7 protein-coding genes and 1 other annotated feature are annotated in these 15,232 nt (G+C 53.1%); of the genes, 5 read left to right on the top strand and 2 right to left on the bottom strand.

Annotated features, from left to right (window positions below):
• Positions 1-417: 417 nt before the first annotated feature.
• A complete protein-coding gene (locus ACKX14_RS07845) occupies positions 418-690 on the bottom strand; it encodes a hypothetical protein (RefSeq protein ID WP_422446367.1) in 273 nt (90 codons plus the stop codon).
• Here ACKX14_RS07845 and ACKX14_RS07840 point away from each other — a divergent pair.
• The 4 genes from ACKX14_RS07840 (at position 671) to ACKX14_RS07825 (ending at position 12,797) form a co-directional block, all read left to right on the top strand.
• The gene (locus ACKX14_RS07840; protein ID WP_422446365.1) at positions 671-7,573 is read left to right on the top strand and encodes an IPT/TIG domain-containing protein; all 6,903 of its coding nucleotides are present in this window, start codon (positions 671-673) and stop codon (positions 7,571-7,573) included. The two genes, ACKX14_RS07845 and ACKX14_RS07840, sit on opposite strands and share 20 nt — an antisense overlap.
• A gap of 58 nt (positions 7,574-7,631) precedes the next feature.
• Positions 7,632-10,235 carry an S-layer homology domain-containing protein gene (locus ACKX14_RS07835; protein ID WP_422446363.1) on the top strand — a complete coding sequence of 868 codons (2,604 nt, stop codon included), beginning with the start codon at positions 7,632-7,634 and terminating at the stop codon, positions 10,233-10,235.
• A gap of 105 nt (positions 10,236-10,340) precedes the next feature.
• A complete protein-coding gene (locus ACKX14_RS07830) occupies positions 10,341-11,885 on the top strand; it encodes an S-layer homology domain-containing protein (RefSeq protein ID WP_422446361.1) in 1,545 nt (514 codons plus the stop codon).
• A 180-nt stretch (positions 11,886-12,065) separates the two neighbouring features.
• On the top strand, positions 12,066-12,797 hold the full coding sequence (locus ACKX14_RS07825; protein ID WP_422446359.1) for a SagB/ThcOx family dehydrogenase: 732 nt from the start codon (positions 12,066-12,068) through the stop codon (positions 12,795-12,797).
• A gap of 124 nt (positions 12,798-12,921) precedes the next feature.
• Here the strand turns inward: ACKX14_RS07825 and ACKX14_RS07820 are convergent, their stop codons facing one another.
• Positions 12,922-14,097, bottom strand: coding sequence for an aminotransferase class I/II-fold pyridoxal phosphate-dependent enzyme (locus ACKX14_RS07820; protein WP_422446357.1), 1,176 nt, complete (start codon positions 14,095-14,097; stop codon positions 12,922-12,924).
• A gap of 208 nt (positions 14,098-14,305) precedes the next feature.
• Positions 14,306-14,506, bottom strand: a binding site (T-box leader).
• A gap of 178 nt (positions 14,507-14,684) precedes the next feature.
• Between ACKX14_RS07820 and ACKX14_RS07815 the strand changes: the two genes are divergently transcribed.
• The gene (locus ACKX14_RS07815; RefSeq protein ID WP_422446355.1) at positions 14,685-15,227 is read left to right on the top strand and encodes a lytic transglycosylase domain-containing protein; all 543 of its coding nucleotides are present in this window, start codon (positions 14,685-14,687) and stop codon (positions 15,225-15,227) included.
• Positions 15,228-15,232: the final 5 nt, after the last annotated feature.

Raw genomic sequence — 15,232 nt, 5'->3', positions numbered from 1 at the left:
TTTGGGACAAGTTATAAAGTTATTAACACCTGTGGATAACTTTGTGGATAACATGCTATTTTAGACCTATATTTTTGGGATTTTTCTTATACTACAAAAGTCATAACTCCCTGCAGCAGTTTTCTTTAATGGCCTCTATAGGATTTTTCTTATACTACAAACAACCCATGCCTGTATTACTGAAAAATAAATTTTTTTAGACATCCGGCTGCAGGCGACGCGACGGCCGGTGATAAGAATGTTACTTTATATTTTTAAGGATAGTTCTTTATAGTTCTTTCGAACGAATAACCACAGGAAGGATTTTGGCCTTTTGTGTCGAAAATAATAATGAAAAATTGCCTGACATATTAAGGCAAACCATCAAAATTCAGGAATAGAGCAACGCGGCAAGAAATATGGCTGGCGGTTATTTTGTTACGAAAGGAGGCAGTCCGGCGGGACTTTCAGGAAGTTCCGCGGAGATCCGATGAACAGATTTTCGATTTTAACGAATTTGTTTAAAACTTTAAAACGTCCATTTTCCATAAATTTGTTAAAGCGTGAGATCTCCATTATTCTGATCTTTGCCGTTGTGTTTTCAATGCTGCCGGCGCAGCCGGTCAAAGCGGCCGCGCCTTCCATCGAATCTATATCGCCGAACAGCGGCACCTCCGCCGGGGGCACCCAGGTGACCATCACGGGTTCCAATTTTGCCCCGGCCGACCAGATAAAGGTGCTGTTTGGCGATGTGGAAGCAAAAGTGGTGTCTGTCACCAGCGAAGGCACAATAATCACGGCCGTAACGCCTCCTTACCCATCTCTGGGTAAGGTGAATGTTACGGTCAAAAACCCGGACGCACAAACCGCCACGTTAACAGGAGGCTTTGAGTATTTGAAGAGCCAGCCCACCATTACGGGCGTTGCCCCGCTTTCCGGCACCTCCGGCACGGAAATCACCATCACCGGCACGGAATTCATGAAAGACATCGACGCCAATAAAAAGCTGCTGGTAAAAATAGGCGGCATTCTGTCCCCCCGCGTGACCTTTGTGAGTTCCACCACCGTAAAAGCCGTGGTACCCCTCCAGACTTCCGGGTATAAAGAAATAGTGGTGGAAAACCCTGATGGTGGAGTGGCTTTATATTATCCTCCGGACGACAGCCAGAAATTTTTCTACCAGAAGAGCACCCCCACCATAACAAGCGTGGATCCCACCAGGGGACCCGTAAACACCGCCACTCCCATAACCATAAAGGGCACAAATTTTATTGCCGGTAATTACCCCAACACGTCAACGCCGATTACCACCGTCACCATCGGGGGCCAGCCCGCCGCCGACGTGGTGGTGGTGAACGAAAACACCATCACGGCCAAAACCCCATCCAGTATATCCATAACCGGCCCGCAGCATGTCATCGTAACGGTGGACGGAGTAAATGCCATTAAAGAAAACGCTTTTACATTTATTTCAAAGCCTGTAATAAATGCTCTGTCGGCAACCCCGCCGGGAGTGAGCCCATCCCAGGGCAGCGTGCTGGGAGGCACCGTGGTGACCATAAGCGGGTCGGGATTTATGTCCGGAGCCACGGTGAAATTCGGAGGACTGGCGGCGCAAAATGTTTCGGTGAAGAGCGACAGCGTGATTACCGCCACGACCCCGCCGGTTTCAACGCCCGGCGGCGTGGCCGTAACGGTCACGAACCCTGACGGCGGGGCGGCCACGCTCAACAACGGCTTTACATATATACAGAGCACGCCGTCAATATCGGTCATATCCAAGACCATGGACGGCACGAAGGTGCCAGCCACCAGCAGCGTCCTGGGAGGAGAGACCATCTATATAATAGGAAGCGGTTTTGGCGCCGATGGCTATCCCGATGATGTCAAGGTATACATAGGGGGCAAGCTGTGCTCCGGGATTACCCTGACAAAGATCCAGGAAGGAAGCGGCACAAAAGACATTATATCGGCCGTGACGCCCCCCAGCAGCGTAGAAGGGGTAGCCACGGTGGAAGTGGTGAACAAGGACGGCGGCAGGGCCGTCAACAATAACGAAGACCCATACACGCGCTTCACATACATAAGGAGCAAGCCGGCCATCACCGGCTTTTCCCCCTCAAGTTCTTCTACCGTGAGGCAGGATCAAATCCAGATCGAAGGTACCGGTTTCATGGAAGGGGCTAAGGTTTACTTCGGTTCCCTGGAGGCCAAAAATGTGGCGGTATCTTCGGACGGAACCCGGATTACGGCCACCATTCCCGAGGCTTCGGCGCCGGGCCAGGTAATCTTGAAGGTGGTGAATCCCGACCAGGGCACGGCATCGGCGCAAAACAAATTTGAATTTACCAGGAGTGCGCCTGTCATAACTTCCACGGTGCAGGGAGCGGTTTACGCCCCGGTAAATACGGATATAGAGTCCCTCATGAACGTCAGGGTAAACACCGGCGGCACCGTCGGGGGGACACCCATCCGCATAGAGGGCAAGGATTTCTCAAACAGCGTCCAGGTCACCATCGGAGGAAAACCCGCCACAAGCGTTAAGGTCACTAAAGAATCCCCGGATCGCCACGTAATCACGGCACTGACCCCGGCCGGTGAAGTCGGGGAAAAGCAGGTGGTCGTAACCAATCCGGACGGCGGCAGTGTGACCTCCACGTTTAAATACGTGGTTTCCCCCACCATTACCGGCATTACGCCCAATTACGGCAGCACCGAGGGGGGAACCGATGTGATAATCGACGGCACGGGTTTTGACGACAAAGGGGGAGTCAAGGTTTTCTTTGGAGGCGTGGAGGCCGCTGTTAAAAGCCTTGAACCCACCCGGATAGTGGTGACGACTCCAAGGAATTCCGAAGGTTTCAAGGATGTTACCGTCATCAATTCTGTAGACTACGGATTGTACACCAAAAAATCGGGTTTTGAATACAGGCTTCCGCCGAGCCGCCCGGCAATAGAAAGCATATCCCCCACGTCGGGCTCCACCGAAGGAGGTACGGAGATAACCGTAAAAGGCACGGATATCCGGAGCGGCGCGGTACTGACCATAGGAGGCAGGGCCGCAACGGTCATCAGCATTGAAACCATTCAGGAGGGTGGGGTTTACAAGAGCATCCTTGTGGCAAAGACTCCTCCCGGCAGCGCCGGAGAGCAGGAAGTGAGAGTGACAAACCCCGACGGCAATTATGCCGTTTCACCCGTCCCCTTTACCTACAAAATACCCGAAAAGGCCCTTTCGGTGACGAGCATCACCCCTAATCACGGCAGCGTCATGGGCGGGACTGCCGTAACCATAAACGGCGCCAATTTTGTGAAAGAGACCCTGATTTCGGGCAGCATTTACAGGAAGACCAAAGTCACCATCGGAGGCAATGAATGCAGCGATGTAATCGTAGGGGACGACCTGAAAACCATCACCGCCACCACCCCCGGAGGCACTGTGGGGGCCCAGGATGTCATAGTAAAAATCGTAAAAGTCGACAAATCCTTTTCGCCCGAAAAAGAGCTGGAGATAGAAAGTCAGGCGGTGCTGAAGGGCGGGTACACTTACGAGATTCCTCAGAGCAGCCCCAGGATTACATCGGTCAGGATTTACAATCCCATCACCGGTCAGGAGCAAGACCCCGTGGGCCCGGCCTCCGGCGGCAGCATAGTGCTCATCCGTGGCACCGGATTCATGGCGTCGGCAGGCGGCAAGACAGCGGAAGTCTATTTTGGGAAAAATAAAGCTGCCATAGTAGAGGTGGTGAATGCCGAATTAATCAGGACCATTTCTCCTGCCAGCACCCAGGTGGGGGCGGTGGATGTGAAGGTGGTCAACCCCGACGGAGGCGAGGCCGTCCTTCCGGCGGGATTCATATACAAGGGCAACAACCTGCTGGTAACCAGCATAACCCCTAGCAGCGGGACGGTCCTGGGGAACGTATACGCCACCGTCACCGGCGCCAACTTCATAGAAGGCACCCAGGTGACCATAGGCGGTGAAGCGGCTTTTGATGTAAAAGTTGAAAGCTCCACCAGGATAACTCTCCGCACCCCGCCCAATACGCCGGGCCTCAAGGATGTGGTGGTCTATAACGCCTATGGAAGCTACACCCTGAAAGGAGCCTTCCTGTATTACGTAGAACAGAGCACCCCCACCATAGACCCCGACGGCGTTATCCCCAATTTCGGCAGTGCTGCCGGAGGGGATGTCATTACCATCAGAGGTTCAAACTTTATGAGCGGACCCAACTTTAAGGTGCTCATAGGAGGCAACCCCGCCACCAACGTGGTGGTGAAAAGCCCCAATGAGGTTTCGGCCAGGACTCCGGCCGGCCAGCCCGGATGGAGAGATGTGACGGTAATTAACAACGACGGCGGTACGGCAACTCTCCCCAAAGGGTTTTTATACAAGAGCAATCCAGTCATTCAATCGGTCACGCCCAGCAAGGGGCCGGTGAGCGGAGGCCTGTTCCTCAGCATTAAAGGCATGAACTTCATGCCCGGCGCCGACGTGAGGTTTGTCGGAGATGCGGTGGGGGGCAGCCAAGGCCTGCCGCTGGAAAATGTCCGCATCGTCAGCGAGACGGAAATAAAAGCCACGGCACCGGCGGCCGTTGACGGGCGGCAGGGTTATGTGGATATCCTTGTGACCAATCCCGACGGCGGTGCAGGCAGGCTTGAAGCGGCCTTCCTTTACAGAGCGACAAACACAAATCCCTCCATCGCTACCATAACGCCGAACCGCGGCCCCGTGACGGGTGGGACCGATATCACCATAACGGGCAAGGATTTTGCACCCGACGCCATGGTGGTCATAGGAGGCAATTTTGCCACAGATGTCAGGTTTGTGGACAACACGACTCTGACGGCCAGGACTCCCGCCGGTCAGGAAGGTCCTGCCGACGTGCAGGTCATAAACGCCCGGGACGGGGGCTTTGCGGTAAAGCCGGGTGGATTCACATACATGGTACCCCGAAGCAGCCCGAAGATAACCAAAGTAACTCCCAACAGAGGCAGCTCGGAAGGCGGAACCCCGGTTACCATAACCGGTTCGGATTTCAGGGAGGGCCTGTCCGTCATAATCGGCGGCATTGAAGTGAATCCCGGTGACGTCAACCTGATAAGCCCCACCGAAATCCGGATAATCACACCCAGAGCCAAAAATTACGGCAAAAAAGACGTTACCGTGGTCAACCAGGACGGGGGAGCGTTCACTTTAAAAGAAGGCTTTGAATATGTGCCGCCGGCCACCCTGCCGTCGCTCGACGGAGTGGAACCCGCCGAAGGCAGCATATTCGGCGGCACCCTCACAAGAATAACGGGCAAGAATTTTGTGAAGGGTGTAAAGGTATATTTCGGGGGCGTTGAATCCGCCGAAGTAAGTGTGGACGATTCGGGGACCCTGATAACCGCCGTGACGCCGGAGTACAAACCCGGCGGCGGCGACATCCCCGTGAACGGCAAATACCCGGTGGACGTGATAGTGGTCAACCCGGACGGCGGCCTTGCCGTGTGGGGCGACAAATTCAACTATGTCGTGCCCGACAGCCGGCCTAAAATAACCTCGGTTTCCCCCAGCAAGGGCCCGGCCTCCGGCGGAACTTACATCACCATTGAGGGTCAGGACTTCAGGCCGAATGCCAGAGTTATGATCGGCACCGCCGAAGCCGTGGTGAAAACCATTGAGGACGGCAGCGGCAATGCGGTGGACGGCAGCGGCAACCAGATACAGGGAACCGCATTTGTGGCCGGTGTAAAGATCACGGCGGTGACACCCCCGGCGGCCCCGGGCAAGGTCGACGTGCGGGTGATAAACCCCGACCAGGGCCTTGCCACCCTTAAAAGCGGATTTGAATACCTGGATGTGGCCGGCGACATCGCCATAGAATACATTACTCCCACAGAAGGCGCCGTCTCGGGAGGCACGCCCTTCACCATAAAGGGGCGGGGCTTTGTAAATCCTGTGACCGTTTACTTCGGCGGCGAAGAGGCCAAAGGGGCGACCGTCATTGACCCCGCCACCATCACCGGCAGGACTCCTCCCAACACCCAGGGCAAAAAAGATGTGGTGGTGCTGAACGGCAACGGCCTCAGTGCCGCCCTCCCCGGAGGATTTGAATACAAAGTCCCCGACGGCTATCCCAAAATAACCCAGGTGGACCCCGCCAAGGGCCCGGCCAACGGGGGCATAGAGGTGAATATCTACGGCAGTAATTTTAAGCCCGGGGCGGTGGTTTACATAGGAGAAAACAGGGCCGAGGTGCTTTCCGTGGACGCCGCCCGTATCAGGATAACACTGCCCGGGGGCACCCTGGGGTCAAAAGATGTCATAGTAATCAACCCCGATACGGGTCTTGACATCCTCGAGGAAGGATTTACCTATATAGATTACCCCAGCATCGATAAGGTTACGCCCGGCGAAGGCCCGGTGGACGGGGGCACCGAGATCACCATAACGGGTAAACTTTTCAGCAGCGGTGCCGCCGTGCTCATAGGGGACAAAGCCGCCACCGGGGTGGAAGTGGTAAATGATACCACCATCAAAGCCAGAACCCCGGCCGGCAGCCCCGGCTATCAGGATGTTACGGTGATAAACCCGGACGGCGGGAAAGCAGTGTTGAAAAACGGATTTTACTACACCCCGCCCAGAACCAGGCCCGGGGTGCCGGAAGACTTTTCCGCCAGCAGGCACGATGAAATTACCATAAAACTTACCTGGTCGCCGGTGCTCAATGCCAACTATTACGAAATTTTCGGTTCCAAAAAGAGCACAGGCCCGTTCGAATATATAGACAAAACCCCCAATACCTACTACTATGTGACGGATCTTGTACCCGGCACAAAATACTATTTTAAAGTGAGGGCGGTAAACGAACTGGGAACATCGGACTTTTCGTATACCGATTCCGCCACCACCGCAAGCGGCCGGGAAGAAAAAATCGTTGAACTGCCTGAGGGCAGGCTGGACACCACCACCGCAGGCGGTGCCGAAATCTACATTACCGATATAGACGCCCTGAAGGATGCAAATTACAATATAAAACTTTCAGCCGGGGGTCCCCGCCAGCTTTTGAAATACACCATAACCCTCTCATATGACGTGATTAAGGATATGAAAAAGAGCCTCACGGTGACAGGGGAAGGATTCTCGCTGGAGTTCCCTGCCTCGGGGCTGGACGTTCCCGCATTTAAAAATCTTTCCGCCAGTGAGAAAGACGATGCATCCATCAGGATCGTCATAGAAAAAGCAGACAAATCTCAAAAAGAATATCTGTTTAAATTCAAGGAAAGAAATGTGACGCCGCTTACGGAACCTCTGAACATAAAACTCGAATACCGGATAAAGAAAGAAACCGGAGATGTTAATTACATCAATGCAAGAATAGACTTAACCCCGGATTACAAAAGGATCGAAAGCGGGAAAATAACTTCTCTCAGCCTCTGCGTATTTGAGCCGGTGGAAAGAAAGTGGCAGCCTGTAGGCGCCGGGTCTGTGTCCTATTCCGGATACTATTTTATGGGCTCCGGCACACCGCAGGCGTACACTGCGGCCTGGGGCACCGGCGCATATATAAACCTCCCGGGCTGGTACGCGGTTTTCGGCAAGTAAGATCAGTTCGTGGCTGAAAACCCGGACTTTAGGGAAGAATACCATAGAGGTGTTATTTTTGAAACTAATAGACATTTTTAACAGCGGACATTTTTCCCGGATTACGAAAAAATTATTGAGGTCGCTTTTCATTCGAGACAAAAAAAGAATATTTCGTGCGGTGGCAGCCTTAATAACCGCGGCTTTTGTTTTGACATTTCCTGCTTCAGGCCTGGCCGACACCGAGTCATTTTCCGGAACTTCTAATGCAAACCGGCTGCTTATAGGGCTGCAGTTTTCCGATATTGCACGCCACTGGGCCGGGGATTCTATCCTGAAGATGGCGGCCATGTCGGTCATGCAGGGGAATTCGGGAAAATTTTTTCCAAACGATTCCGTCTCCAGAGAACAGGCGCTGGCGGCTATCATAAGGCTTATGGGCCGGGATGAGGAGGCGGGAACACTGGCCGCCGCCCGCAAAAACACCTCCGGAGCAAATAACGCCGCCGGAACCGCAAACGCATCGAACTGGGCAGCGGGCTACCTGCAGCTGGCATTAAAGGAGGGCATAATTACCAAAGGAGAGATGCAGTCTCTCGACATGAGACGGCCGGCCATGCGGCAGGAAGTGGCGGCGTGGGCCGTAAGGGCCATGAAGCTTTCACCGCTCTACGGCATACAGCGGGATTTGATGGCGGGTTTCAAAGACTCCGGCCAGGTTGAGGTCGATTATATGCCTTACCTCGCCGCGGCGGTTAAAAACGGCATTTTATCGGGCAGCGGAGGCCTCCTCCGCCCGCGGGCCGCCATGAGCAGAGGGGAACTGGCTTCCTTTCTCGATCGGATAAAAGGAAGTTTTCCCGCGGGGCCGGCATTTCACCGGGGGACGGTACTGTCGTCATACACGGTGGATGTCAGGGATAAAAATGCTGTCAAAAAAATTAAGGTCTTTGAGATAAAGGATTCCGACGGCCGCAGGTTTAACCTTCAGGCGGAAAGCGTTGTATCAAACGGAAGGGAAAACACCGGCAAAGACTTTATAGTTATAAAAGGCGGCAGACCTTGGCTGTCGTCCGCTCTGCAAAAGGATAACTACATTGAATACGCGGTAAAAAACGGCGAGGTGCTGTATGCGCAGATTGTTCCTGTCAGCAGGGATACGTTAACGGGCGAATTGAGTTCCATCGATATAAGCGGAAACCGCATAGCCATAAGAGACAAAGACGGCAGGCTCGCCTATTACAGAGTGGCGCCTTTTGTTGAGGTGAATATCGACGGCAGGCCTGCAGGTCTTAAAGACCTGGTGGAAGGTTTTGAGATCACCGCCTACATTGAAAACGGGATTGTCGGGAAACTGACTGCAGAAAGCGGCAGCGAACCGGGCTACATCGCATCGGGAAGCCGCAGGGTAGAAGGAAAAGTGGAATCTGTTAAGAAAAACCGCGACAATTATATCCTGACTTTGAATCTGGAGGATGGGAGCCGCCAGACATTGACCCTGACACCCTACACGTCGCTGGTGAAAAACGGCGTGCCGGTCGCCGCTGAAGATTTGAAACCCGGCGACAGAGTACTGGCTTATTTCAGCTCCATCGAGGGGGATGTTCCCGACAGGGTGGCGGTGGCGGCTGGGACCAGATGGGGAGGCATCTTGAAGGGCAAACTTTCAAGAAGCCTGGGAGATGAACTTGTTCTGGAGGACGTAAGCCGGTTCTACTTTGGCACCTGGCTGAAAGAGGCCGGCATCGCCAGTATCCCCGTGTCACCGGAGCCTGTTGTTTACTATAAGGGTGCAGCGGTGGACAAAAATAAACTTCTGGAAAACTTCAGGGGCCAGTATGCTTACATTGTGACAGGGGCCGGTTTTGGCCGGAATGAGGCGGAAAGGATAATAATAAAATCGGGCGACGAGTACCTGGCAAACGGTGAAATAGATGAAATAAAGTGGTCCAGCGGACTTATTGAGATAGGAGGGGTGCAGGCTTTTCTGGCGGGCGATACCGCCGTTCTAAAGTCCGGAGGCTTCGGCGGCCCGTCGGATATCGACGAAGATGTGGATGCCTTCCTGGTCACCAACAGAGAAAACGACGGCAACAGGGCGGTCCTCGTATACCAGCCGGAGTTTTACCCGGTGAATATGAAAATCTTCCGGGGAAAAATCGATGAGATATCCAGAGACAGGCTGGCCGTCGATCATTACAGCAGACTGGAAAACAACAGGTGGTCGAGCAAGAGGAGCTCTTCCATAGACTTTACCCTGGGAGATTATCCCCGAATAATAGACGCCACGGGGAATACGCCGCGACTGCTTTCCGAAGATGAATTCATTGCGGAACGATTTACGGGCAAATACGACAATGATTACGTTTATGTGGTCACTATAGACGACAGGATGCAGGGGCTGGTGATCTTAGGGGATGAGCCGGACGCCGAAAACATAAGTATCGCCGAGGTTGCTTCTGCTCCCTTTAACGGTGCATGGATACCCCTGAACAACAAAAAAGACTACAGCGCCTTCAAAGAGGAGTGGAATACCGGCGTGGACACATTGGCTGTGGACGCCTCGGCCGCCCTGCTGATAAAAAATGGAGAATTGGTAGACAAAGAGGAGCTCTCACCTTCGGACATACTTTACATGATCCGGGACAACAATGTGCTGTTGATCGGCGTGGTGATGGAATAATTACGGTTTTCACGGCCCGGCACATCGCTGAAATTAATTAACAAACAAAGGCGGGCCGTGTCCGGTACGCTTTGCCGATAAAGAAAACAACTGGGATGTGATGATGTGCTGCGAAAGTTTTTGATATGTTCAGCGGCGATTATATATATCCTGTCCATGTTTCAACCATTTTTACCCCCGGCCACGGCTCAGCAGCTGCCGGGGTTTGAGGGCGGGATTAGCAACGAAATGGAGTATATGGAACTTTTTGTACTGACAGGCAAACCCGTTGTCTTAAAAGGCGAAATAAAAGTAAAGCCCGGAACCATGCGGAACGGCAAAAGGCAGGACCAGTTGAATTTATCCCTGGAAAGCGAAGACAAAAAAATTGTACTGAAAAGGCAGTTGACCTTTGAAGTGAGCATGGAACAGGACAGCGACAAAAGGCAGGTCATTGAGGTCTCCCGGATATCGCGTTTCAGCGAGAACATCAGTGTAAAAAGATCAGACAACCGCACCGACAGGTACGTTCTGGATAAATACGAGCTGTATTCATCTACGGTGACCGATATGGCGCCGGCGGTGGACTTTTATTCCATGAACGTGAGAGGCAAGAAGGTCTACACAATAAACAGAGCCGAAGGTACGGTTACGGTAGACATAAGCGGGTCTGGAGTGGGGTATGAACACGCCTGGGGAGCCACCGAGACCAGGACCATGGATTACGTAATAACCGCGCAGAGGGAATCCACCGTGGCGGGAAAAGTCTATGACGCAGGATGGACCGGCGGCGTGCAGATAGTGGAATCTTTTAACAGGACTAGGGACCTGGCGTACGTACCCAACGAACCGGCTCAGATGAGCTTTCAGGGAGGCTATCTTGAGACCGTTCAGGATGAAATGGCGGCCAGGTGCAGCTACAGCCTCCCAAGGTTCGACGAAGACGGGCTCCCGCTGAAAGGCCGTTACACCAAAGATGAGATAAGTATGACACTAAAAACCGTCCCCACCCAGAAAAGGACTTATATACCGAAGATCATGGACATATCCGGCCACTGGGCACAGCAGGATATAGAAAAACTGCTCAGCCTGGGGATAATGGCGCCTTCCGGCCAGTATTTCGGACCGCAAACGCCCGCAAACCGGCTGATTTTTGCCAGGGGTGTGGCTGAGCTGACGGACATAGTCAGCCGCGGCAAGAGGCTGGATGAAGTTAGGAGCAATCTGGGCACCTCGAAAAAGAAAACCACTTCCGCAGAACCTTTGCAGTTCGACGACGTTAAAGATTCCGGAAACGATGGGGATTATGTAAGATATCTGGAATCCACAGGGGTGATGCAGGGGGTTGGCCCCCGGAAGTTCGGTCCGGAGCAGAACCTGACCCGTGCCCAGGCGGTAACCATCATCGTAAGGGCTCTGGGCCTTGAACGGCTGGCGCCCAACCCCCCGTATTCCACCGGTTTCAGGGACGACGGGGACATCCCCGGATGGGCCAAAGACGCCGTTTATGTGGCCCGTGAAATCGGCCTGGCCAGGGGCGATTCGGCGGGCTTTTTCAGGCCCCGGGACATTATGACAAAGGCCGAAGCCGCGGCCTTTCTCAACAGGTTTATAACCTACCTCCAGTCGGACCTGAAGAAAGATTTCCGGGACAGGATATTTAACTACTAGCGAGGGAATCTTACCGGGGACTCGGTTTATTCTAAAGCCCCCTCCTGGAAAATAAAGATAAAAGAAAACATGGCTCTTAAAGGCTTTTGAGTTTGCCGGCTCAAAGATTTTTCGTAAGCGGCGCCGTGGATTTTGTTCAAAAATAGAAGATGAAGAAAAAAGAAAGGGAGCGATAATCTTATGAACGGGATTGGCAGGGATTTTGTTAAAATGACAAAATTTCAGTACCTGGGTCAGACGGATGAAGAGAAGGGCCTCCCCCAGCCGCCTCTGGAACTGGAGTATGACAAGACAAAAAGGATTATTGATTTGCCGGACCCCAAGCAATTTGACGTCACCGTCAACCTGCGGGAAACCATAGAAAACCGCCGGAGTGTGCGAAAATACTCGGAAAGGCCTCTGACCATGGAGGAATTATCTTTTCTGCTCTGGTGCACCCAGGGGGTCAAAAGGGTTTCCTCGCGCCCCTCGACGGCAAGGACGGTGCCGTCGGCGGGAGCCAGGCACGCCTTTGAGACCTGTATTCTGGCGAACAATGTGACCGGCCTGAGGCCCGGCCTTTACAGGTATGTGGCCATCGGACACAGGCTGGTGGAAGAAAATATTTCTCCCGGCATGGCCGACGAAGTCACAAGAGCCTGCAGGGGGCAGGAGTTTGTCAAAGCCTCCGCCGCGACCTTTATATGGGTGGCCGTCACCCGCAGAATGACCTGGCGCTATGGGGAAAGGGGCTACAGGTACATGTTTCTGGATGCCGGCCATGTCTGCCAGAACCTTTACTTAAGCGCCCAGGCCATAGATTGCGGGGTTTGCGCCCTTGCCGCTTTTTCGGATGACGACATGAACAGCATCCTCGGCCTGGACGGCGAGGAACTGTTTGTGATTTACATGGCGACCGTGGGCAAAAAGTGAGGGAATGGGGGGGCTTATGTCCGGAGGGCACGATTTGACGGATGGATGCATGGAAGCCTCGGGAAAAAGCAGCGGAAAAAATCCGGTCGCCTTTCGGCACCCTGGAGATTGACGGAAGAGGTTTTCACCCGAAAGAAATTATTTGTGACTCCTTATGCTTTAAAAAGGCCTCCATGCGATTGAGGGCTTCGTGAATGTTTTCCATGGAAGTGGCGTAAGAGCACCGGATGTGGCCTTCTCCGCTCAGGCCGAAGGCATTGCCCGGCACCACAGCCACTTTGGCGGAAAGCAGCAGTTTTTCGGCAAATTCCTCGCTGGAAAGCCCGGTATTCCTGATGGACGGAAAGATGTAGAACGCCCCTCCGGGTTCGGCAACCTCAAGGCCGAGGCTCTTCATGCCCCGTGTGATTTCTTTTCTTCTACGGTCGTACTCCTCCCTCATGCGCCTGACTTCCAGTTCGGCGGTGCTTAATGCTTCTATCGCGGCGATCTGGCTTATGGTGGGGGGGCACATGACGCGGTATTGATGCACCTTTCGGGCTGCCTGCACTGCATCATGCGGTCCGCACAGGTAGCCTATGCGCCACCCCGTCATGGCAAAGGCCTTGGAAAAACCGCCTATTAAAAAGGTGCGTTCTTTCATTCCGGGCAATGCAGCTATACTTGCGTGTCTCCGTTCGTAGGTGAGTTCCGCATACACCTCATCGGATACCACCGCCAGGTCGTATTTTTTAACAAAATCGGCTATATGTGCAAGTTCCTGCCGGTTCATTACCGCGCCGGTGGGGTTGTTGGGATAGGAGATTATTAAAGCCCGGGTTCTGGCGGAAACGCGCTTCTCCAGCTCCTGAGCCGTCACCTTAAAACCGTTTTCGGGGCTCGTGGGCACGGCAACCGGCCTGGCTCCGCACAGCGAAGCGCACGGGGTGTAGGACACGAAGCAGGGCTCCGGAATCAGCACCTCGTCGCCCGGTGACAGAAGCGTGGTGAGAGCGATGTCCACAGCCTCGCTGGCGCCTACGGTGACGATAATCTCCCCTTCAGGGTTATAGACCAGGCCGAATTTTTTCTTTAAATAATCCGAAATCTTCTGCCGGAGGGTGAGCATGCCGTCGTTGGAAGTGTAGTGGGTAAAACCGCCGTAAAGACTCCTTTCCGCCGCCTTCAGTATGCTCTGCGGAGTGACGAAATCCGGTTCCCCCACCCCCAGGGAAATAACATCGGGGTCGCTTTCCGCCAGGTCGAAAAAACGCCGGATGCCCGAAGCTTTTATGTTCTGAACGACACTGGATATTTTCATAAACAAGGCCTCCCTTGCAAAAAGTGATAAACGGTTTGCAAAAGCAGCAGCGGAGCGGCAGCGCTGCGCCTGAATAAAAAATCCGTCCCCAAAAAAGGGACGGATCCCGCGGTACCACCCTAATTGAGCTTTTGCCAATACCCGGGGCGCACCGCTTGAAATCAACAATACCGCGGCGCCTTTACCGGTATCAAAAAACCCCGCCCCCATGAGGGACGAGGTTTTCTCGCGGTACCACCCTGGTTGAGCAAAAGCTCCACCTCATTTTTATAACGGTATATCCGGCAAGGCTTACTCTTAATTCAGCCCGCAGCTTGGGAGCGGCCCGAGATCTTCCACCTGCCGGCTTTCACCTTCCCCGGCTCTCTGTGAGGCTTTAGGATCTCTTCTTCTCCGTCATCGCCTTTGTTATTTTTTTCTTATAATTCTATCATGGTTCTACAATAAAAGCAAGAGGCAAATTGGATGACACCTGCAGCGACGTCTCGGCGGATGCGAATTGGAAAGCCCCGGTCTGCGCTGGGTTTTGATAATTTTAGTTTGCCTGTTCACCATTGTAAATGGTATAATTTTTTTGGGTGATTATGATGCTTGAAGGTTTAAATGAGATACTTGCAAGGATTTCCCAAATAAAATCCCTGTTCGGAGTGAATCAAACCTATCCTCCGAATAATGATTTTAAGGCGGTGCTTGAAGGTGCCGCAAAGGATACGGATATTGAAAAATACGTGGCTCAGGCCTCATCAATTTACGGCGTGGACCCCAACCTTATAAAAGCGGTGATAAAAGCCGAATCCGGTTTTAAACCCGACGCGGTTTCCAGGGCGGGCGCAATGGGGTTGATGCAGCTTATGCCGGAAACCGCCCGGGAAATGGGGATTGACCCTTTGAATCCCGGCCAGAATATTATGGGTGGAACAGCTTACCTGAAAAAAATGCTTGATGCTTTCGGCGACGACGTTTCACTGGCTCTGGCGGCATATAACGCTGGCCCGGCCAATGTGGAAAAATATAAAGGGATACCGCCTTTTCCGGAAACCCGGGAATATATCAAAAAAGTGGCTCAATACTATCAGGAATTTAGCAAAAATAAAACTGAAAATTTTTTAAACGGTTACCCAATTGGTTAGATTTT

Source organism: Thermorhabdus hydrogeniformans (assembly GCF_049310025.1).
Taxonomy (GTDB): domain Bacteria; phylum Bacillota; class Thermosediminibacteria; order Thermosediminibacterales; family Tepidanaerobacteraceae; genus JBJYKD01.
Note: the sequence above shows the minus strand (reverse complement) of the source record. Positions and strands in the feature narration are given on the sequence as shown.

Excerpts from the sequence above, each read along its gene's own strand:
- ACKX14_RS07825 (WP_422446359.1), top strand. The coding sequence starts at position 12,066 with ATGAACGGGATTGGCAGGGATTTTGTTAAAATGACAAAATTTCAGTAC.
- ACKX14_RS07820 (WP_422446357.1), bottom strand. The coding sequence starts at position 14,097 with ATGAAAATATCCAGTGTCGTTCAGAACATAAAAGCTTCGGGCATCCGG.
- ACKX14_RS07815 (WP_422446355.1), top strand. The coding sequence starts at position 14,685 with ATGCTTGAAGGTTTAAATGAGATACTTGCAAGGATTTCCCAAATAAAA.